The organism is Streptomyces uncialis, from assembly GCF_001905345.1.
GTDB lineage: Bacteria > Actinomycetota > Actinomycetes > Streptomycetales > Streptomycetaceae > Streptomyces > Streptomyces uncialis.
Genome location: NZ_LFBV01000010.1, coordinates 538,112 through 559,998, shown reverse-complemented (window position 1 = coordinate 559,998; position 21,887 = coordinate 538,112). Strand labels below are relative to the sequence as shown.

General features: G+C 72.1%; 15 protein-coding genes. 10 read left to right on the top strand and 5 right to left on the bottom strand.

Annotated features, from left to right (window positions below; all coding sequences use genetic code 11):
* The first annotated feature begins 229 nt into the window (after positions 1-229).
* From AB852_RS32600 to AB852_RS32590, 3 genes are all read left to right on the top strand, one after another.
* Positions 230-1,387 carry a Gfo/Idh/MocA family protein gene (locus AB852_RS32600; RefSeq protein WP_073793786.1) on the top strand — a complete coding sequence of 386 codons (1,158 nt, stop codon included), beginning with the start codon at positions 230-232 and terminating at the stop codon, positions 1,385-1,387.
* Positions 1,384-2,607: a dihydrodipicolinate synthase family protein gene (locus AB852_RS32595; protein ID WP_073793785.1), complete on the top strand. Its 1,224-nt coding sequence runs from the start codon at positions 1,384-1,386 to the stop codon at positions 2,605-2,607. Before AB852_RS32600 ends, AB852_RS32595 begins: the two co-directional genes overlap by 4 nt.
* A 116-nt stretch (positions 2,608-2,723) precedes the next feature.
* Complete coding sequence (locus tag AB852_RS32590; protein WP_073794369.1) at positions 2,724-3,530, top strand: sugar phosphate isomerase/epimerase family protein; 807 nt, start codon at positions 2,724-2,726, stop codon at positions 3,528-3,530.
* Positions 3,531-3,627: 97 nt separating this feature from the next.
* Here the strand turns inward: AB852_RS32590 and AB852_RS32585 are convergent, their stop codons facing one another.
* The gene (locus AB852_RS32585) at positions 3,628-4,560 is read right to left on the bottom strand and encodes a ribokinase (protein WP_073793784.1); all 933 of its coding nucleotides are present in this window, start codon (positions 4,558-4,560) and stop codon (positions 3,628-3,630) included.
* 185 nt (positions 4,561-4,745) lie between these two features.
* Between AB852_RS32585 and recD2 the strand changes: the two genes are divergently transcribed.
* Positions 4,746-6,956, top strand: coding sequence for an SF1B family DNA helicase RecD2 (gene recD2, locus AB852_RS32580; protein WP_073793783.1), 2,211 nt, complete (start codon positions 4,746-4,748; stop codon positions 6,954-6,956).
* A 224-nt stretch (positions 6,957-7,180) separates the two neighbouring features.
* Positions 7,181-8,491, top strand: coding sequence for a citrate synthase (locus AB852_RS32575; protein ID WP_178391172.1), 1,311 nt, complete (start codon positions 7,181-7,183; stop codon positions 8,489-8,491).
* Between the two features lie 1,125 nt (positions 8,492-9,616).
* Here AB852_RS32575 and AB852_RS32570 read toward each other — a convergent pair.
* The 4 genes from AB852_RS32570 to AB852_RS32555 form a co-directional block, all read right to left on the bottom strand.
* Positions 9,617-11,986: a heavy metal translocating P-type ATPase gene (locus tag AB852_RS32570; RefSeq protein ID WP_079185080.1), complete on the bottom strand. Its 2,370-nt coding sequence runs from the start codon at positions 11,984-11,986 to the stop codon at positions 9,617-9,619.
* 244 nt (positions 11,987-12,230) lie between these two features.
* Positions 12,231-12,464 carry a heavy-metal-associated domain-containing protein gene (locus AB852_RS32565; RefSeq protein ID WP_073793781.1) on the bottom strand — a complete coding sequence of 78 codons (234 nt, stop codon included), beginning with the start codon at positions 12,462-12,464 and terminating at the stop codon, positions 12,231-12,233.
* A 460-nt stretch (positions 12,465-12,924) separates the two neighbouring features.
* Complete coding sequence (locus tag AB852_RS32560; RefSeq protein ID WP_073793780.1) at positions 12,925-13,140, bottom strand: helix-turn-helix transcriptional regulator; 216 nt, start codon at positions 13,138-13,140, stop codon at positions 12,925-12,927.
* A gap of 489 nt (positions 13,141-13,629) precedes the next feature.
* Entirely contained in the window at positions 13,630-14,553 is a 924-nt protein-coding gene (locus AB852_RS32555; protein WP_073793779.1) for a sugar phosphate isomerase/epimerase family protein, read from the bottom strand.
* A gap of 338 nt (positions 14,554-14,891) precedes the next feature.
* Here AB852_RS32555 and iolC point away from each other — a divergent pair, with 338 nt between their 5' ends.
* The 5 genes from iolC (at position 14,892) to mmsA (ending at position 21,302) form a co-directional block, all read left to right on the top strand.
* Positions 14,892-15,830, top strand: coding sequence for a 5-dehydro-2-deoxygluconokinase (gene iolC / locus AB852_RS32550; RefSeq protein ID WP_073794364.1), 939 nt, complete (start codon positions 14,892-14,894; stop codon positions 15,828-15,830).
* The gene (locus tag AB852_RS32545) at positions 15,827-16,753 is read left to right on the top strand and encodes a Cgl0159 family (beta/alpha)8-fold protein (protein WP_073793778.1); all 927 of its coding nucleotides are present in this window, start codon (positions 15,827-15,829) and stop codon (positions 16,751-16,753) included. Before iolC ends, AB852_RS32545 begins: the two co-directional genes overlap by 4 nt.
* A gap of 127 nt (positions 16,754-16,880) precedes the next feature.
* A complete protein-coding gene (iolB, locus tag AB852_RS32540; protein WP_073793777.1) occupies positions 16,881-17,717 on the top strand; it encodes a 5-deoxy-glucuronate isomerase in 837 nt (278 codons plus the stop codon).
* Positions 17,718-17,841: 124 nt separating this feature from the next.
* The gene (gene iolD, locus AB852_RS32535; protein ID WP_073793776.1) at positions 17,842-19,725 is read left to right on the top strand and encodes a 3D-(3,5/4)-trihydroxycyclohexane-1,2-dione acylhydrolase (decyclizing); all 1,884 of its coding nucleotides are present in this window, start codon (positions 17,842-17,844) and stop codon (positions 19,723-19,725) included.
* A 74-nt stretch (positions 19,726-19,799) separates the two neighbouring features.
* A complete protein-coding gene (gene mmsA, locus AB852_RS32530) occupies positions 19,800-21,302 on the top strand; it encodes a CoA-acylating methylmalonate-semialdehyde dehydrogenase (RefSeq protein ID WP_073793775.1) in 1,503 nt (500 codons plus the stop codon).
* Positions 21,303-21,887: the final 585 nt, after the last annotated feature.

Genomic DNA, 21,887 nt, shown 5'->3' with positions numbered 1-21,887 from the left:
CCCCTGTGGGCACATCCGTGTCCGGACCTTAGCCGGGTGGGCGGCCGTCCGTTCCGCCGGACCGGAACCGGTCCCCCGCGCGGTACCGAAACGCACCACAGGGCATCGGCGGGGCGCGGGCCCTTGTGACGTGCTCCCCGCGCGGGCTAGTGTCCCGGGTTTAGAAAGCGCTTGCTGTCCATGTTCGCGGGCAAGCCGGTCCGGCCTGCGGCGGTACGGAGGGATGCCGATGAGCGTCAGAACACTACGGATCGCGATGAACGGTGTGACCGGCCGTATGGGCCACCGTCAGCACCTGGTCCGGTCGATCCTCGCGATCCGCGAGCAAGGCGGGGTCGATCTCGGTGACGGCACCACCGTGTGGCCGGAACCCGTGCTCGTCGGCCGCCGCGAGGCGGCGCTCCACGCCCTGGCCAGGGAACACGGACTGGACCCCGGGAACACCTCGACGGACCTGGACGCCGTCCTCGCGGACGACTCGATCGACGTCTACTTCGACGCGCAGGTCACCTCCGCGCGCGTGGACGCCCTCAAGAAGGCCATCGCGGCCGGGAAGCACGTCTATGCGGAGAAGCCGTCCGCGACCGGCCTCGACGACGCCCTGGAGCTGGCCCGTCTCGCGCGCGTGGCGGGCGTCAAGCACGGGGTGGTCCAGGACAAGCTCTTTCTGCCCGGCCTGCGCAAGCTGGCACGGCTTGTGGAGAGCGGCTTCTTCGGCCGAATCCTGTCGGTGCGTGGCGAGTTCGGATACTGGGTGTTCGAGGGCGATCAACAGCAGGCCCAGCGTCCGTCGTGGAACTACCGCGCGCGCGACGGCGGCGGCATCACCCTGGACATGTTCCCGCACTGGGAGTACGTCCTGCACGAACTGTTCGGCCGGGTCCGCTCCGTACAGGCACTCGCCGTCACCCACGTCCCGCGCCGCTGGGACGAACAGGGCGAGCCCTACACCGCGACGGCCGACGACGCCGTGTACGGGATCTTCGAGCTGGACGGCGGAGCGGTCGCGCAGCTCAACTCCTCGTGGACGGTGCGGGTGAACCGGGACGAACTGGTGGAGTTCCAGGTCGACGGCACGGAGGGCTCCGCCGTCGCCGGGCTGCGCGGCTGCCGGGTGCAGCACCGCGCGGTGACCCCCAAGCCCGTCTGGGACCCCGATGTACCCGTCACCCACGCGTTCCGCGAGGACTGGCAGGAGGTCCCCGACAACGCCGGCTTCGACAACGGCTTCAAGGCTCAATGGGAGCTGTTCCTGCGGCATGTGTGCGCCGACACCCCGTACACATGGGACCTCTTCGCGGCGGCACGCGGTGTGCAGCTCGCCGAACTGGGTCTGCGGTCCGCCGCCGAGGGCCGCCGCGTCCAGGTCCCGGAGCTGACCCTGTGACCCTGTCGCTGCCCGGAGCCGACGGTGTCCTGCGTCCCTACACCTCGCCCGCCACGCGCGCGTACCCGCCCCGAACCTCACCGCGCTCCCAGTCCCCGCCCTCGTCGCCGCCACTATCCCCGTCCCCGTCCCCGTCCACGTCCGCCGAACCGTTCACCTCGCGTGTGGTGTTCGCGGCGGCCCATGTGGTGGCCGACCCGCTCGCGGACCGTGGACCTGACGATCCCGCCGCGATCGACTGGGACGCCACCCTCGCCTTCCGCCGCCATCTGTGGTCGCACGGCCTCGGCGTGGCCGAGGCCATGGACACCGCGCAGCGGGGCATGGGCCTCGACTGGTCGGGCGCCGCCGAACTGATCCGGCGGTCCGCCGCCGAGGCCGGTGCGGTCGGCGGCCGGATCGTCTGCGGCGCGGGTACTGACCAGCTCACCGGCCCCGCCGACCTCGCGGCGGTACGCGCCGCCTACGAGGAACAGCTCGCGGTGGTCGAAGGGGCCGGTGCGGGCGCGGTCCTGATGGCGTCCCGCGCGCTGGCCGCCGCCGCGCGGACCCCCGACGACTACCGCGCGCTCTACGGGGAACTGCTCCGCCAGGTGACGCGGCCGGTGGTCCTGCACTGGCTGGGACCGATGTTCGACCCGGCGCTGGCGGGCTACTGGGGCTCGCCCGATCCCGACGCGGCGACGGACGTCCTGCTGGACGTGGTGGCCGCGCACCCCGGGAAGGTCGACGGCGTCAAGGTCTCGCTGCTGGACGCCGGACGTGAACGGGAGCTGCGCCGCGGACTGCCCGACGGGGTGCGCTGCTACACCGGCGACGACTTCCACTACCCGGAGCTCATCGCGGGCGACGGGACGCACACCAGTGACGCGCTGCTGGGGGTGCTCGATCCGCTGGCGCCCGTGGCGGCCATCGCGCTCCGGCTGCTGGACGACGGTGACACGGCCGGGTTCCGTGAGGTGCTCGACCCGACCGTGACGCTGGCCCGTCAGCTGTTCCGGGAGCCGACCCGGTACTACAAGACCGGCGTGGTGTTCCTCGCCTGGCTCGCCGGACATCAGTCGCACTTCACGATGGTCGGCGGCCTCCAGTCCGCACGGTCCCTGCCCCACCTCGCCCGGGTCTACGAACTGGCGGACGGTCTGGGCCTGTTCCCGGACCCGGGTCTCGCCGAGCACCGGATGCGGACCCTCCTGACCCTGCACGGGGTCGAGCGATGACCGCCCGACCGGCCTCCCACCCCGGAGCCGGGGCGCCGGAGCCGCACACGGGCGCCCAGGGCCCTTCCCGGCGCCGTTCCGACACCGCTGCCCTGGCCCGGTTCAGCCTCAATCAGATGACCGTCCGCGGGCTGTCCTTGCCCGAACTGGTCGACGCCTGCGTGGCGTCGGGGGTCGGCTCGGTCGGTCTGTGGCGCGAGCCGGTACGGGCCCATGGGGTCGAGGCCGCGGCCCGGCTGGTGCGGGACGCGGGCCTCACGGTGAGCACGCTGTGCCGGGGCGGCTTCCTCACGGCGACCGACCCCTCGGTGCGGGCCGACGCCCTCGCCGACAACCGCGCCGCCGTCGACGAGGCCGCCGCGCTCGGTACCGACACGCTCGTCCTGGTCTCCGGAGGGCTGCCGCCCGGTGCGCGCGACCTGGGGGCCGCCCGGGAACGGGTCGCCGCCGCCCTGCACACGCTCGCCCCGTACGCCGCCGACCGTGGCGTACGGCTCGCGATCGAGCCGCTGCACCCGATGTTCGCCTCCGATCGCTGCGTGGTGTCCACCCTGGAGCAGGCCTTGGACCTCGCCGAACGCTTTCCCGCCCGGCAGGTCGGCGTATGCGTGGACACGTACCACCTGTGGTGGGACGACCGGGCCCCCGCGCAGCTCACGCGCGCGGGGGAGTCGGGCCGGGTGTTCGCCTTCCAGCTCGCGGACTGGGTCACCCCGCTGCCCGAAGGTGTCCTCAACGGACGCGGTCAGCTCGGGGACGGTGTCATCGACCTGCGCGAGTGGCACGCGCGGGTGGACGCCGCCGGATACTCGGGGCCCGTCGAGGTGGAGCTGTTCAGCGACTCGCTGTGGGCGAGGGACGGCCGTGAGGTCCTGACGGAGACCGTCGACCGCTATCTGCGGCACGCGACCGGCCCGCCGTAGCCTCCCGATCGGCACCCCGGCACCCCGGCACCCCGGCACCCCGGCACCCCGGCACCCCGGCACCCCGGCACCCCGGCACCCCCGTTCAGGCGTCCCGTCACCCGGCGGTGGCGCGCGCGACCTCGTCCGCCGTCGGGAACGACGCCTGCGCACCCCGCCGGGTCACCGCGACGGCCCCGACCCGCGCCCCGTAGGCCGCCGCGGTCGGCAGGTCGTCCCCGGCGCCGAGCCGTCGGACGAGTGCGGCGGTGAACGCGTCCCCCGCCCCCGTGGTGTCGACCGCCGACACGGGCACCGCCGGCACCCGTGCCGTCCCGCGTGCGTCGGCGACCAGGGCGCCCTCCGCGCCCAGGGTGATCACGACGGAGCGCGGCCCCAGGGCCAGCAGTCCCCGGGCCCAGTCCTCCGACCGCTCACCGGCCGCCGCCCCGTCACCCGTGTCCCCGAGGACGACACGGGCCTCGTGCTCGTTCACGATCAGCGGGTCGCACGCCGCGAGGACCTCGGGCGGCAGGGGCGCGGGCGGTGACGGGTTGAGCGCGAACCGGGTGCCGGGGCCGAGCAGCCGCACCACCTCGCCGACCGTGTCGAGCGGGATCTCCAACTGCGCGGAGACCACCCGCGCGGAGCGCAGCGCCGGCAGCGCGTCACGGACATCGGCGGGCGTCAGCCGGGCGTTGGCGCCGGGCGACACCACGATGCTGTTGTCGCCGGACGGGTCCACGGTGATCAGGGCGACCCCGGTCGGCGCACCGCCCGTCCGTACCTCGGAGACATCGACGTCCGCCGTTCGCAGACTGTCGAGGAGCAGGCGTCCGTGGTCGTCGTCGCCCACGCGCGCGAGGAGCGCGGTCCGGGCGCCCAGACGGGCGGCGGCGACCGCCTGGTTGGCGCCCTTGCCGCCGGGATGGACGGCCAGGTCGGAGCCGAGCACCGTCTCTCCCGCGTGGGGACGGCGTTCCACCCCGATCACCAGATCGGCGTTGGCGGACCCCACGACCAGCAGGTCGTACGTGTACGTGTCGTCCATCCGTCTTCTCTCCCTTGTCACGGTGGCCCTCGTCAGGTGGCCTCCGCCGAGTGTGTGCCCTCCGGCTGCCCTCCCGCGTGCGCCCTCCCGCGCGGCAGGGCCGAAGCAGGCCGGGGCGCGTGTCGTGGCATGCGTGGACATGCGGCGCGGCCGGGGGTGTCAGCGGCGGGAGGTAGCGTCTTGGCATGGCGAATCCGGCGGAGTTGGAAGGGGTCCTCGAACGGATCACGTATGCCAACGAGGAGACCGGCTACACCGTCGCGCGGGTGGACACCGGCCGCGGCGGCGATCTGCTCACCGTGGTGGGGGCGTTGCTCGGTGCCCAGGTGGGGGAGTCGCTGCGGATGCGCGGCCGCTGGGGCTCCCACCAGCAGTACGGCAAGCAGTTCCATGTGGACGACTACTCGACCGTGCTGCCCGCCACCGTGCAGGGCATCCGCCGCTACCTCGGCTCCGGCCTCGTGAAGGGCATCGGCCCGGTCTTCGCCGACCGCATCACCCAGCACTTCGGGGTCGACACCCTGCGGATCATCGAGGAGGAGCCGAAGCGCCTCATCGAGGTCCCGGGCCTCGGACCCAAGCGCACCGGCAAGATCGCCGCCGCGTGGGAGGAGCAGAAGGCGATCAAGGAGGTGATGCTGTTCCTCCAGAGCGTCGAGGTGTCCACGTCCATCGCCGTCCGCATCTACAAGAAGTACGGCGACGGGTCGATCACCGTCGTCCGTGACGAGCCCTACCGGCTGGCCGCCGATGTGTGGGGCATCGGGTTCCTCACCGCCGACCGCATCGCACAGTCCGTGGGCATCCCGCACGACAGCCCGGAGCGGGTGAAGGCGGGCCTCCAGTACGCGCTGTCCCAGTCCACCGACCAGGGGCACTGCTTCCTCCCCGAGGAACGGCTGATCGCCGACGCGGTGAAGCTCCTCCAGGTCGACACCGGGCTCGTCATCGAGTGTCTGGACCAGCTCGCCGCGCAGGACGAGGGCGTCGTCCGCGAGCGGGTGCCCGGCCCGGAGGGCGATCCGGTGACGGCGGTGTACCTGGTGCCGTTCCACCGGGCGGAACTCTCCCTGTCGGCACAGCTGCTGCGGCTGCTCGGCACCGGCGAGGACCGGATGCCGGCGTTCCAGGACGTCGCGTGGGACAAGGCCCTGGCCTGGCTGGCGGACCGTACGGGGACCGAGCTCGCGCCGGAGCAGCGGGAGGCCGTCAGGCTGGCGCTGACCCGCAAGGTGGCCGTACTGACGGGCGGCCCGGGGTGCGGCAAGTCGTTCACGGTCCGGTCCATCGTGGAGCTGGCCCGCGCCAAGCGCGCGAAGGTCCTGCTCGCGGCCCCCACCGGGCGCGCCGCGAAGCGCCTCGCCGAACTGACCGGCACCGAGGCGTCGACCGTGCACCGGCTGCTCGAACTCAGGCCCGGCGGCGACGCCTCGTACGACCGGGAGCGTCCGCTGGACGCCGATCTGGTGGTCGTGGACGAGGCGTCGATGCTGGATCTGCTGCTGGCGAACAAGCTGGTCAAGGCGGTGCCGCCGGGAGCGCATCTGCTGTTCGTCGGTGATGTGGACCAGCTGCCCAGCGTCGGCGCGGGCGAGGTGCTGAGGGACCTCCTCGCGGAGGGCGGCCCCGTGCCCGCGGTGCGGCTGACCCGGATCTTCCGGCAGGCCCAGGAGTCGGGTGTGGTGATCAACGCGCACCGCGTCAACTCCGGTCTGCCGCCCGTCACCGAGGGCATGAAGGACTTCTTCCTCTTCGTCGAGGAGGACACCGAGGAGGCCGGGAAGCTCACTGTCGATGTCGCCGCGCGGCGGATTCCGGCCAAATTCGGGCTCGATCCCCGGCGCGATGTGCAGGTGCTCGCGCCCATGCACCGGGGGCCCGCCGGGGCGGGAAACCTCAACGGCCTGCTCCAGCAGTCGATCACCCCGGGCCGCCCCGACCTGCCGGAAAAGCGGTTCGGCGGCCGGGTCTTCCGCGTCGGCGACAAGGTCACGCAGATCCGCAACAACTACGAGAAGGGCGTCGCGGGTGTCTTCAACGGCACCGTCGGTGTCGTCACCTCGATGGACCTGGACGAACAGCGGCTGACGGTGCTCACCGACGAGGACGAGGAGGTGCCGTACGACTTCGACGAACTGGACGAACTGGCCCATGCCTACGCCGTCACCATTCACCGTTCGCAGGGGAGCGAATATCCGGCCGTAGTGATCCCGGTCACCACGGGTGCCTGGATGATGCTGCAACGGAATTTGCTCTACACGGCTGTGACGCGCGCCAAGAAGATTGTCGTCCTCGTGGGTTCCCGCAAGGCTCTGGGCCAAGCGGTGCGCACGGTGTCGGCGGGGCGCCGATGCACCGCGCTGGACTTCCGGCTGTCCGTCCGGTCCGGCCCGTAGGAGTGATCCGACCGTTCCGACACCCATCGGGCGGTTTGATCGATCAAACGAGTCGGAAAGGTCACACGAGGCTTCCGGAACCAGGGCGAAGGGGGCAGGATGGGCAGGCTGGCGGCACTGAGTGCCGCCAACTGGCCCAATGGTCGACCCCGAGTGCACTCTCCTGCGCCAAATGGGGGATGGTAGAGACAGTCAGGGCACCTCGAAGATGAGGCACTACGTCGGTGAGGGAAGACGTGAGCGAGAAACGCGACAACGCTGTAGTACTGCGGTACGGCGACGGCGAGTACACCTATCCGGTGATCGACAGCACCGTCGGCGATGCGGGCTTCGACATCGGGAAGCTGCGCTCCCAGACGGGTCTGGTCACACTGGACAGCGGCTACGGGAACACAGCCGCCTACAAGTCGGCCATCACCTATCTCGACGGTGAGGAGGGCATCCTCCGGTACCGGGGATACCCCATCGAACAGCTTGCGGAGAGCTCCTCCTTCCCGGAGGTGGCCTATCTGCTGATCAACGGTGAACTCCCCACGGTCGACGAGCTCTCGGTCTTCCGCAACGAGATCACCCAGCACACCCTGCTGCACGAGGACGTCAAGCGGTTCTTCGACGGCTTCCCGCGCGACGCCCACCCGATGGCGATGCTGTCGTCGGTCGTCAGCGCGCTGTCCACGTTCTACCAGGACAGCCATAACCCGTTCGACGAGAAGCAGCGTCACCTCTCCACGATCCGGCTGCTCGCCAAGCTGCCCACGATCGCGGCGTACGCGTACAAGAAGTCGATCGGTCACCCGTTCGTCTATCCGCGCAACGACCTCGGGTACGTCGAGAACTTCCTGCGTATGACCTTCTCGGTCCCCGCGCAGGAGTACGACCTCGACCCGGTGGTCGTCAACGCGCTGGACAAGCTGCTCATCCTGCACGCGGACCACGAGCAGAACTGTTCGACGTCCACGGTGCGTCTGGTCGGCTCGTCGCAGGCGAACATGTTCGCGTCGATCTCCGCCGGGATCTCCGCCCTCTGGGGCCCGCTGCACGGCGGCGCCAACCAGAGCGTGCTGGAGATGCTGGAGGGCATCCAGGCGAGCGGTGGCGACGTCGACTCCTTCATCCGCAAGGTGAAGAACAAGGAAGACGGCGTGAAGCTCATGGGCTTCGGGCACCGCGTCTACAAGAACTTCGACCCCCGGGCGAAGATCATCAAGGCGGCGGCGCACGATGTCCTGTCGGCGCTCGGCAAGTCCGACGAGCTGCTCGACATCGCGCTCAAGCTGGAGGAGCACGCGCTGGCCGACGATTACTTCGTCGAGCGCAAGCTCTACCCGAACGTCGACTTCTACACCGGCCTGATCTACCGGGCCATGGGCTTCCCGACCGAGATGTTCACCGTGCTCTTCGCGCTCGGCCGACTGCCCGGCTGGATCGCCCAGTGGCACGAGATGATCAAGGAGCCGGGTTCCCGTATCGGTCGCCCGCGCCAGATCTACACGGGTGTCGTCGAGCGCGACTTCGTGCCGGTCGAGCAGCGCTGAACCCGCTCGTACCGGAACGCACGGCCGACGCGGGAAGACACGGCCGCGCGACCGGTACCGGCCCCAGCTGAGCCGCGGGCCGGTGCCGAACCACCGGTACGCGGTGTGGAGGAAGGGGTACCGCCCGGTCCGGGGGCGGTGAACCCCCACTCCACCCCGGGTGCCGTTCCGCCGGTGGGCCACCCGCCGGCAGTACCGGAGCCGTGAGCCCGACGCGCACACGTCGGGCCCGGCTCTTCCGGCGCCGCACGGGCGCCGTCGTTCCCGAAGGCCGCCACCTCCGTCCGGCGGACCCGCCGGGAACCGTACTCATCGGGCACCGCCTACGCGGTGCCCGATCTTCGTTGTGCCTGATGCCTGATGCCTGATGCCTGATGCCTGATGCCTGATGCCGGTGCCGGTGCCGGTGCCGGTGCCGGTGCCGCGTCAGGCGTCGGGCAGTCAGGCGTGCGGTGCGGTCGGGCAGTCGGGTACTTCGGAACCCCGGTCGTGGGACCGTCGCAGGGTCCAAGGGCGCCCCCGCTCCCGCGTGCCACTCCCGCGAGCCCGTCAGAGGCCCGTACGCGGCCCCGTGGCCGTCGCGAGGCCAGGGAGGAAGGCTCGGGAGCCGGTAAGGGCCGGAAGGGGCCGGGGAATCCGCGAGGGGGCCATGCCGCGCCGCGTAGCGTCCCGGGCGTCCTCGCTCCACCCCGAACAGGCGGAAGGCGCCCCCCTGCCAGTCCCCCCACGGGCTGACAGTCGGGGCGCCTTCCTTTGTCCCGGTGCGGATTCCCCCCACGGGATCCGGCCGGGCGTTCTTGGGCAGCGCTTGCTGCTGGGGTATGTGCCACTGCGGCCTGCCGGGACCCGTACGCACGGGAGGGCCGCTCAAAGCTCCCCGGTGCACGTGCCCCGGCAACGCACTTCGGGGATGTCCCCCAAGACATCCCCGATGTCAGAAACGCCCCCCAAGACGTTTCTGGCATCGCCTTCTTAGACTCACCAGCATCCTCGATGGTTACGTCGAGAGAGCTGTGATCTATGTCTCCTGCATATGTCCATCTACCTGCGCAAGAGCCCCGTTATGGCGATCGGGGCTCAAGCGTAAGGATGTTGCGTGGGGTCTGTGAAGGGCCCCGGGGATAGTTACCGGAATGTCCTCAGTCGCAGGCTGTTCGTGACCACGAAAACCGATGAGAAAGCCATGGCCGCCCCCGCGATCATCGGATTGAGCAGTCCCGCCGCCGCGAGAGGCAGTGCAGCAACGTTATAGCCGAAGGCCCAGAAAAGGTTCCCCTTGATGGTGGACAACGTCTTCCGGGAGAGCCGGATCGCGTCGGCGGCGGCCCGCAGATCGCCCCGGACCAGGGTCAGATCGCTCGCCTCGATCGCCGCGTCCGTGCCGGTGCCCATGGCGAGCCCGAGGTCGGCGGTGGCGAGGGCGGCGGCGTCGTTCACCCCGTCACCGACCATGGCCACCGTCCGGCCCTCGGCCTGAAGTCGCCGTACGACCTCGACCTTGTCCTCCGGCATGACCTCCGCGATCACCTCGTCGATACCGACCGCGCGGGCGACGGACGCGGCCACGGCCTGGTTGTCGCCCGTCAGCAGGACCGGCGTCAGACCGAGGGCGCGCAGTTCGCGTACGGCCTGCTCGCTGGTGTCCTTGACCGCGTCGGCGACGGTGAGCACCCCGCGCGCGGTCCCGTCCCAGGCGACGGCGACCGCCGTACGGCCCTCGGCCTGGGCGGTGGCGAGGTCCCGGGACAGCGCCTCGGGCAGTTCGACGCCCGCTTCCGTGAGCAGCCGGGTCCGGCCCACCAGCACCTGGTGGCCCTCGACCTCGCCCCGGACGCCGAGCCCGGCGACGTTCTCGAAGGCGGTGGGTACGGGCAGCGCCCCGGCGCGCTCCGCGGCCCCTGTGGCGATCGCCTGGGCGATGGGGTGCTCCGAGGCGTGTTCCAGGGCTCCGGCGAGCCTCAGGAGCCGCTGAGCGGCCTCCTCGGGGGTGCCGGTGGCCTCCGGTCGCGGCGCGACGATGACGTCCCGCAGTGTCATCCGGCCCGTGGTGACCGTGCCGGTCTTGTCGAGGACCACCGTGTCCACGCGCCGTGTCGACTCCAGGACCTCCGGTCCCTTGATCAGGATGCCGAGCTGGGCGCCCCGCCCGGTGCCGACCATGAGCGCGGTGGGCGTCGCGAGCCCCAGCGCGCAGGGGCACGCGATGATCAGGACCGCGACGGCCGCGGTGAACGCCGAGGCGGTGTCACCCGTGACCGCGAGCCAGCCGCCCAGGGTGCCGAGCGCGATGACCATGACGACGGGGACGAAGATCCCCGAGATCCGGTCGGCGAGGCGCTGCACCTCGGCCTTGCCGTTCTGGGCGTCCTCCACCAGCCGTGCCATCCGCGCCAGCTGGGTGTCGGCGCCGATCCGGGTGGCCTCCACCACGAGCCGGCCCCCGGCGTTCACGGTGGCGCCGGTGACGGGATCGCCCTCGCGCACGTCGACCGGGACGGACTCCCCGGTCAGCATCGACGCGTCCACCGCGGACACGCCCTCCACCACGACACCGTCGGTGGCGATCTTCTCGCCGGGCCGGACGACGAAACGGTCGCCCACGGTGAGTTCACCCACCGGGAGCCGTACCTCGGCGCCGTCCCGCAGCACGGCCACGTCCTTGGCGCCGAGCTCCATCAGGGCGCGCAGCGCGGCACCCGCGCGGCGCTTGGAACGGGCCTCCAGATAGCGGCCGAGCAGGATGAACGTGATGACGCCCGCCGCGACCTCCAGATAGATCGCGGAGGAGCCGTCCGTGCGCGAGACGGTGAGGTCGAAGCCGTGCCGCATACCGGGCATCCCGGCGTGCCCGAAGAACAGCGCCCACAGCGACCAGCCGAACGCGGCCAGGGTGCCGACCGACACCAGGGTGTCCATGGTGGCCGCGCCGTGCCGGGCGTTGGTGAACGCCGCGCGGTGGAACGGCAGGCCGCCCCAGACGACGACAGGGGCGGCGAGCGTCAGCGAGAGCCACTGCCAGTTGTCGAACTGGAGCGCCGGGACCATCGCCATCAGGACCACGGGCACCGACAGTGCCGTGGACACCAGCAGGCGCTGGCGCAGGGCGGCGAGCTCGTCGCCGCCCGCCCTCGTGCCGGTGTCCGCGTCGCCCGTGCCGTCCGGGGCGGTGCCGGGCTCGGGCGTGGGCGGCTGGGGGACCTCGGCGGTGTACCCGGTCCGCTCGACCGTGGCGATCAGGTCGGCCACCTCGACGGCCGCCGGGTAGGTCACCCTGGCCTTCTCGGTGGCGTAGTTGACGGTGGCGGTGACTCCGTCGAGACGGTTGAGCTTCTTCTCGACGCGTGCGGCGCATGAGGAACACGTCATGCCGCCGATGACCAGCTCGACCTGGGACAGCGGGGTGTCCGGGGAGCTGGTCGCGGTGGTCGCGGACGCCGGGGGCGCCCCGGAGGTGCCGGGCGTCCCGGAGGGTGCCTCTGGTGCGGTGCTGCTCATGTCCGACTCCCGGAAACGGACCGTGCCGCGGGCGTGTGGCGCGCCGGGCGGATGCGGCCCTGAGGTCGCTGCTCAGGGTTGATGGTGAAGGGGTGTTGCGGAAGGCGTGCTGCTGAAGGCGCTGCTCAAGGTGGGGCGGTGCGGCCGGGGCGCGCGGTACGCGCGCGGGGTGACGGCGTCGGCCCCGCGCACCGACCCGGTTCATCGGGCGGGGTGCGCGGGGCGGGGACGCCGGCGGGGTGGATCAGGCGCGGCCGGTCAGCTCGTAGCCGGCCTCGTCGACGGCGGCCCGTACGGCCTCCTCGTCGAGCGGGGCGGCGGAGATCACGGTGACCTGGCCGGTGGCGGCGACCGCCTTCACCGAGCTCACTCCGGGCAGCGCGGAGACCTCGGTGGTGACGGCGCCTTCGCAGTGGCCGCAGGTCATCCCGGTCACCTGGTAGACCGTGGTCACGGAGTCCTGGGTCTGGGCGCTCATGTCGTTGCTCCTCGGATGGGTCGGTCGGGTCGGGTGGCGGTGCGGGTGGTGCCCGCGCCGCACGGCGTGCCGGGGGTTCCTGTGTCGCGGGTTCCTCCCGACACTCATCAGACTATACCCCTAGGGGGTATAAAGCCAGAAGGTGTGGAGCGAGTGCGGGGCGACCCTGTGGCCGGTCCGCATACGGCGGCCGGCCGGGCGCGGCGGTGCCGCGGGGGCCGTGCGCGTCCGAGGTGGCCCATCGGTGCGTGAGGCTACTCCTGGTGGGGCCGTTGCGGAGGGTGCGGCGGTGCCGGATGCGGATGTCCGCTGTCCGGAGGCGGGCGGCAGGCGGCAGGTGGTAGGCGGCAGGCGGCTTGCGGCTCCGGGTGCCCCGGGTCCGTCGCGCCCAACGCGCCCAACGGGCCCGGAGCGCCCCGCGGCCTCGGGCGCCCCAGGCCCGTCCCGCCCGCGTGGCGGGTCAGCCCTGCTCCTGGCGGCCGCTCCTGCGGTAGCGGTATCCCGGCCTTGAGGCCACCCAGGTCCGGATGGTGTCCGCGTACCAATAGGACTTGCCGCTCTCGACCACGTCCGGCGGGGGCATCAGGCCGTGCTTGCGGTACGAGCGGACGGTGTCCGGCTGTACGCGGATGTGAGCGGCGATGTCCTTGTACGACCAGAGCCTCTTGTCGGTCACAGCGGTACCTCCCCACGAGTGCCACAGGGGCGGCAGGGGGGCCGCCGGTGAGCTGGGCACCGCGTTGGTGATCACTCAGCCTGTGCCCAGGGGCCGATCCGGGGAGAGGGGACAAGAGGGACTGTCGGGGACGCGTGACGCAAGTCCCGCGTACTCGGGACATGTGTGACAGAAAGCGAATCTTTGTGACGTGAGTGATGCAAGCGGTCGGGCGGTTCCGCTGGCGGTGCGCCCGGCAATCCGCGCACAGCGCGGGAACGTTCAGCCTGAACGTTTCTGCGAAATCACGCGTCCGGGCCCTCGCCGTGTCCGCGCGGTCGCGACCTCGCGGACGGGCGCACGGGTCGCCATGGAGGGCTCACCGCTCGTCCGCCCCGGTTTCCCTGCCGCCCGGGCCCCTGCGGGTGCCAGACGGTCGCACAGGGCCCTTCTTGAGCCTCCTGGGCTGGAAGCCCGCCGGTCCGTCCGGCAGGGTGCGCCGAGGCACCGTCAGGCCCCGCAGGAGCGGAGATAGGCGCGGGTGCGGCGGGCGATGGGGAGCGGCTTGTCCGGCTCGCAGGGGTACATGTCCTGCTCCACGATGGCGAACAGCTCCACCCCGAGCCCCTGGGCCGCGGCGAGGACGGGTTCGAGCGCGGGCACTCCGGTCGGCGGCTCGCACATGACGCCCCGGGCCACGGCCGGGCCGAAGGGCGTTTCCTGGGCGCGCACTTCGGCGAGCACCGCCGGGTCGACCTGCTTGAGGTGGAGGTATCCGACGCGCTCCCCGTAGGTCTCGACGAGTTTGACGCTGTCACCGCCGCAGTAGGCGTAGTGCCCGGTGTCGAGGCACAGCGACACCAGGTCCGGGTCGGTGCCGTCGAGGAAGCGGGTGACGTTCTCCTCGGTGTCGACATGGGTGTCGGCGTGCGGATGGACGACGATCCGCAGGCCGAATCGTTCCCTCACCTCGCGTCCCAGCCGTTCCGTCTGCGAGGTCAGCGCCCGCCACTGGGCGGCGGTGAGGGTGCGGTCCTCCAGCACCTCGCCGGTCCTGTCGTCCCGCCAGAACGAAGGGATGACGACCAGATGTCCGGCGCCCATCGCCTGGGTGAGGGCGGCGACCTCGGCCACATGGGCCCATGTGCTGTCCCATACGGCGGAGCCCCGGTGCAGTCCGGTGAAGACGGTTCCGGCGGACACCCGCAGGCCCCGGCGGGCGGTCTCCTCGGCAAGGACGGCGGGATCGGTGGGCAGATAGCCGTAGGGGCCGAGCTCGATCCACTCGTACCCCGAGGCGGAGACCTCGTCCAGGAAGCGCCGCCACGGCACCTGCCGCGGATCGTCGGGGAACCACACACCCCAGGAATCGGGCGCCGAGCCGATACGGATTCGGGAGAGCGGGGAGGACGGGTTCCCGGCCGGAGTGGTCATACGGCTCAGACTTCCGGCCGTCCGAGAAGGGTGTCAAGGACTGGTCCGAATGTCCGGACAAAATGTTGACAGGGCTCGGCGACCGGCATTAGACCTGACACGACAGCAGGACCGGAACGGCCCCGGGCGGGACGGCCGGACCGGAGCGGGGCACCGGTGTGTGTCCCGGTCCGCCGGATGCCCGACGGCGGTCGCTGACCGCCGTCGCGAAGACGGCCGGGCGCGGCGCCGATACAGGACACCGGCGCGCAGGCCGAGGAAGGGACGTGCAGGTGACCGGCCCGCAGGACGAGAACCGCGAGGACGGCGGTCCCGGTACCCCGTACGACGTCATCGTGATGGGCCGGATCGGTGTCGACCTCTACCCGCTCCAGACCGGGGTACCCCTCGCCGACGTCACCACGTTCGGGAAGTTCCTCGGCGGCTCCGCGACCAATGTCGCGGTCGCGGCGGCCCGGCTCGGCGGGCGTACGGCGGTCATCACCCGCACCGGGCCCGACCGGTTCGGCGACTATCTGCACCAAGCGCTGCGGGACTTCGGTGTGGACGACCGCTGGGTCACCCCGGTCGAGGGCACCCAGACCCCCGTCACGTTCTGCGAGGTGTTCCCGCCGGACGACTTCCCGCTGTACTTCTACCGCCGCCCCAAGGCACCCGACCTGGTCATCCACCCCGCGGAACTGGACCTGCCCGCCATCGCCGCCGCCCGGGTGTTCTGGATGACCGGCACCGGCCTCAGCGAGGAACCGAGCCGTACGGCGACCCTCGCCGCCCTCGCGCACCGCGCCGGGGCCGCCGGGCCGGGAGCCACCGTGTTCGACCTGGACTGGCGGCCCATGTTCTGGCAGGACCCCGAGAGCGCCCGCCCCCACTACGCGCGTGCCCTGCGCCACGCCACCGTGGCCGTCGGCAACCTCGACGAGGTGGAGATCGCCACCGGGGAACGCGAGCCGCACGCGGCGGCCCGCGCGCTCCTCGCCGCGGGTGTACGGCTCGCCGTGGTCAAGCAGGGCCCCAAGGGCGTCCTCGCGCTCTCCGCCGACGGGGAGAGCGCCGAGGTGCCGCCGCTGCCGGTGACCGTCCTCAACGGCCTCGGCGCGGGCGACGCGTTCGGCGGTTCGCTGTGCCACGGTCTGCTGGCCGGCTGGGACCTGGAACACACCATGCGGTACGCGAACGCGGCGGGCGCGATCGTCGCGTCCCGACTGGAGTGCTCGTCCGCGATGCCCGTACCCGCCGAGATCGAGGCCGCCCTCGCCGCGGGGGAGGTCCGATGAGCCCCCGCACACCGCTGTCCGGGCGCACCGGTGCCACCGCCCGCCCCCATGTCGACCCGGGCGCGCTGGCGCGCACCCGCGCGCGCCACCCCGAAGCCGTCGCGGAGGCCGCCGCGCGCCGGGTGCGAAGGCCCCTGCTGGGTGACTCCGGACGGCTGATGATCGTCGCCGCCGACCACCCCGCGCGCGGGTCCCTCGCCGTCGGTGACCGGCCCTTCGCCATGGCCAACCGCGCCGATCTGCTCGAACGGCTCTGCGAGGCGCTGTCCCGCCCCGGGGTCGACGGAGTGCTGGCGACCGCCGACGTCCTGGACGATCTGCTGCTGCTCGGCGCCCTCGACGGCAAGGTCGTCATGGGCTCCATGAACCGGGGCGGACTCGCCGGTTCCGCCTTCGAGCTGGACGACCGCTTCACCGGGCACCGGCCGTCCGACCTGGCCCGGCTCGGCTTCGACGCGGGCAAGCTGCTGCTGCGGATCGACTACGACGACCCCGGCTCGCTCACCACCCTGCACACCGCCGCGCGCGCCGTGGACGAGATGGCGGGCCTGCGGCTGCCGGTGTTCGTCGAACCGTTCCTGTGCCGCCGCGCGGACGGGACGCTCCGGACGGACCTCGGCGCCGACGCGGTCACCCGGTCGATCGCCATCGCCTCCGGACTCGGCGGCAGTTCCGCGTACACCTGGCTCAAGGTGCCTGTCACCGACGACCCCGACGACATGGCCCGGGTCATGGAGACCTCCACGCTTCCCGCCGTGCTGCTCGGCGGCGATGTGGGCGACGACCAGGACGCCGCCTACGGGAGGTGGCGCGACGCCCTGCGGCTGCCGACCGTACGGGGCCTGGTGGTGGGCCGTTCGCTGTTGTACCCGTCCGACGGTGATGTCACGGCGGCGGTCGACACGGCCGTGGCACTGCTGTGAACGCCGGGGGCGGGCCCCTGCCCGGCGCACCGCGAACGCGCTCCACGCGCGCGGTGCGTCCTGCCACCGGCACCCGTCCGGGCCACCGCGAGGCACCACATGCCCGTGCGACGGGTAGGGGAACACCGTGAGCGACGACAACCTGTACCTGCCCCGGGGCTCGGCCGTGGACGGCCCCTACGACATCGGCGTCGGTCCCGGGTCGCCGGGACGGCCCGGCTGGTCCTTCACCAGCCTGCGGGTCCTCACGCTGGACCCCGGTGCGTCGCACACCCTGGACACCGGGGAGAGTGAGTGGATCGTGCTGCCTCTCTCAGGTGGCTGCACGATCGGGGTGGAGGGCGGCATCATCGAACTGGTGGGCAGGGAGGACGTGTTCGGGCAAGTCAGCGACTTCGCCTACCTCCCGCGCGACACCCACGCCCAGATCGCCTCCGGTGCGGGAGGCCGCTTCGCCCTGGCAGGAGCGAAGTGCGAGCGCCGACTCCCCGCCCGCTACGGCCCCGCGCCGGAGGTTCCCGTCGAGGCCCGCGGCAGCGGGGTCAGCGCCCGGCAGGTGCGCAACTTCGCGTCCGCGGACGCCTTCGAGTGCGACCGGCTCATCGCCGTCGAAGTGGTCACCCCTGGCGGCAACTGGTCCTCCTACCCGCCGCACAAGCACGACGAGCACCGCCCGGGGCAGGAGTCCGTGCTGGAGGAGATCTACTACTTCGAGTGCGAGCCCGCCGAGGGCGGCCGCCCGGGCTTCGGCTACCAGCGGGTGTCCCCCTCGCGCGCGGGCGGCGCCGACGTGCTCGCGGAGGTGCGCTCGGGGGACGCCGTCCTGGTGCCCGACGGCTGGCACGGTCCGTCGATCGCCGCGCCCGGCCACCGTATGTACTACCTCAACGTGATGGCGGGACCGGGTCCCGGACGGGAGTGGCGGATCAGCTTCCACCCCGACCACGGCGAGGGCTACCGATGAACGACGACCACCGACGCACCAGGGCCACCAGATCCGCCGACGGCAGCCGCACGCACGGCAGCCGCCCGGGGGACAGCCGCCCGGCGGACAGGGCGACGGGGGCACCGCAGACCAGGAGGCACCGATGACCGCGCCGATCAGGCTCACCGTCGCCCAGGCGCTCGTCCGCTTCCTCACCGTCCAGTTCACCGAACGCGACGGGGAACGCCATCGGCTCATCGGCGCCACCTGGGGCATCTTCGGCCACGGCAACGTCGCCGGTATCGGCCAGGCGCTCCTGGAGAGCGCCGCCGACATGCCGTTCCACCAGGGCCGCAACGAACAGGCCATGGTCCACGCGGCCGTGGGATACGCCCGCCAGAGCGGACGGCTGTCCACCCACGCCGTCACCACGTCCATCGGCCCCGGCGCGACCAACCTCGTCACCGGCGCCGCGCTCGCGACCGTCAACCATCTGCCCGTCCTGCTGCTGCCCGGCGACACCTTCGCCACCCGGCCCGCCGACCCCGTCCTCCAGCAGCTCGAAGTGCCGTACGCGGGCGATGTGTCCGTCAACAACTGCCTGCGGCCCGTGTCCCGCTACTTCGACCGGATCACCCGCCCCGAGGCGCTGATCCCGGCGGCCCTCCAGGCGATGCGCACGCTCACCGACCCGGCCGCCACCGGGGCCGTCACCCTCGCGCTGCCGCAGGACGTGCAGGCCGAAGCGTACGACTGGCCACCGGAGTTCTTCGCGGAACGGATCTGGACGGTCCGCCGGCCACCGCCCGACCCGGACGAGCTGACGGCCGCCGTCGCGGCCGTACGGGCCGCCCGGCGCCCACTGGTCGTCGCGGGCGGCGGAGTCCGGCACAGCGCCGCCGAGGACGCGCTACGGGCCTTCACGGCGGCGACCGGCGCCCCCGTCGCGTCCACCCAGGCCGGCAAGGGGGCCCTCCCCTGGGACGACCCGGCCGATGTCGGCGGAATCGGCCACACCGGTACGGCCACCGCCGACGCGCTCGCCCGGACCGCCGACCTCGTCCTCGGCGTCGGCACCCGCTGGACCGACTTCACCACCGCGTCCGGCACCCTCTTCGCCCCCGGCACCCGCTTCCTCAATCTGAACATCACCCCCTACGACGGCCACAAGATGGCGGGCCTGCCGCTGATCGCCGACGCCCGCGCGGGCCTCGACGCGCTCACCCGCGCGCTCACCGGACCGGACCCGTACCCGCCCGACCCCGCGTACCGCGCCGAGTACACCCGGGCGAAGGCCCACTGGGAGACCCGCGTCGACACCGCCTACGCCGCGCCCGACCCCACCGTCCGCCCCACCCAGACCCAGGTGCTCGGCGCCCTCGACGCCCTGGTCACCGCCGACGACATCGTCGTCAACGCGGCCGGCTCCCTCCCCGGCGACCTGCACAAGCTCTGGCGCGCCCGGTCCCGTGACCAGTACCACCTGGAGTACGGCTACTCCTGCATGGGCTACGAGATCCCCGCCGCCATCGGGGTACGGCTCGCCGCACCCGGCCGGCCCGTCTGGGCGCTGGTCGGCGACGGCACCTATCTGATGATGCCCACCGAGATCGTCACCGCCGTCCAGGAAGGCGTACCGATCAAGGTGGTGATCCTCCAGAACCACGGCTACGCGTCCATCGGCGGACTGTCCGCGTCGGTCGGCGCGGAACGCTTCGGTACGGCCTACCGCCACCGCGCCGACGACGGCACCTTCACCGGCGCCCCGCTGCCCGTCGACCTCGCCGCGAACGCCGCCAGCCTCGGTATGCGCGTGCTGCGCGCGCGGACGGTCGGTGACCTGCGTGAAGCACTCGCCGTCGCCCGCGCCTCGGACGTACCCACATGTGTCTACACGGAGACCGAAACGCCAGACACAGTGTCGGGCGCGCCCCCGGCACAGGCGTGGTGGGATGTGCCCGTGGCCGAAACGGCGACCCGCGCGGCCGCCGTCGAGGCCCGCGAGGAGTACGACCGGCAGGTGACGGCCCGCCGCCGCTCCCTGTGAACGGCGCGCCCGTCCCGCGCGCCCCGAGGGATACGGCGCCCCCCGACGCCCGCTTCGAGAGTAGGGAACTTGTCATGACGAAGACCGTCCACCACTGGATCGGCGGGACGACCGTCGAGGGCGCCTCGGGTACCTACGGCCCGGTCACCGACCCGGCGACCGGCCAGGTCACCACCCGGGTCGCGTTCGCGGACGCCGACGAGGTGGACGCGGCGGTCGCCGCCGCGCGCGAGGCGTTCGCCACCTGGGGCACCTCGTCGCTGGCCAAGCGCACCTCGGTGCTGTTCGCGTTCCGCGCGCTCCTCGACGCCAACCGGGACGCCATCGCCGAACTGATCACCGCCGAGCACGGCAAGGTCCACTCGGACGCGCTCGGGGAGGTCGCGCGCGGTCTGGAGGTCGTCGACCTCGCGTGCGGGATCGCCGTACAGCTCAAGGGCGAACTGTCGACGGAGGTCGCGAGCCGTGTCGACGTCGCCTCGATCCGCCAGCCGCTCGGGGTCGTCGCCGGCATCACGCCGTTCAACTTCCCGGCGATGGTCCCGATGTGGATGTTCCCGCTCGCCATCGCGTGCGGCAACACCTTCGTCCTCAAGCCCTCCGAGAAGGACCCCTCCGCCGCGATGAAGCTCGCCGAGCTGCTCGCCGAGGCGGGTCTGCCGGACGGGGTCTTCAACGTCGTGCACGGGGACAAGGTCGCCGTCGACCGGCTCCTGACCCACCCGGACGTGGCCGCCGTGTCGTTCGTCGGCTCCACCCCGATCGCCCGGTACATCCACACCACCGCGTCCGCCCACGGCAAGCGCGTACAGGCGCTCGGCGGCGCCAAGAACCACATGCTGGTCCTCCCGGACGCCGACCTCGACGCGGCGGCCGACGCCGCCGTCTCCGCCGCGTACGGCTCCGCCGGGGAGCGCTGCATGGCCATCTCCGCGGTGGTCGCCGTCGGCGCCGTCGGTGACGAACTCGTCGCCCGCATCAAGGAGCGCGCCGAGAAGATCAAGATCGGCCCCGGCAACGACCCCGCGTCCGAGATGGGGCCGCTGATCACCGCCGCCCACCGCGACAAGGTCGCCTCCTACGTCACCGGTGCGGCGGCCCAGGGCTCCCAGGTCGTCCTCGACGGCACCGGGTACACCGTCGAGGGCCACGAGGACGGCCACTGGATCGGGCTCTCGCTGCTCGACCACGTTCCGACCACGTCCGACGCCTACCGGGACGAGATCTTCGGCCCCGTGCTGTGCGTGCTGCGCGTCGACTCCTACGACGAGGGCATCGCGCTGATCAACGCGTCGCCGTTCGGGAACGGGACCGCGGTCTTCACGCGCGACGGGGGTGCCGCGCGGCGTTTCCAGCTGGAGGTCGAGGCGGGCATGGTCGGCGTGAACGTGCCGATCCCCGTGCCGGTGGGGTACCACTCCTTCGGTGGCTGGAAGGACTCCCTCTTCGGGGACCACCACATCTACGGCAACGACGGAACGCACTTCTACACACGCGGGAAGGTCGTCACGACCCGCTGGCCCGACCCCTCCGAGGCCCCCACCGGGGTCGACCTCGGCTTCCCCCGCAACCACTAGTCCCCGTCACGGGGAGTCCCGCGGTCACGTCCACCTCGGGTCGGACGTGGACCCGCTCCAGGGTTCCCCGTGCCTGGCCCACTTGTCCCCGTGCGGGGCGTCCGTCGGTGCGCAGTTCCCCGCGCCCCTCAGGTCGCGCCCCTTCCGGTTCCCGTTCGGCTGCGGATAGCCCTCGGTTGCTCGCGCAGTTCCCCGCGCCCCTGGGGTTCCACACCTGGACGTACTTGTTCCTGTGCGGGTCGTCCGGGGGTGCGCAGTTCCCCGCGCCCCTGGATGCTGCCCTCTTGCGGTCGCTCTTCGGGTGCGGGTCTGCCCTCGTTCTTGCGCAGTTCCCCGCGCCCCTTTGGGGGCGCCCCATCATGTTGTCCGTCGTCTGCGGAACCATCCTCCCCGCGCACCCGCCCGGCTGCGGGAGGGGGTGGGCGGGAATCTCTGCCCGCAGACTCCGACGCTCTTCAGTAGGACCAGTGAACGTCTTCCCGAGCGCGTTGGAGCGAGGACGGAGAATCCCGACCGGCCCCGCCCCGGAGAACCGACAGGACGCGCCCCAAAGGGGCGCGGGGAACTGCGCAAAAGACGAGAACC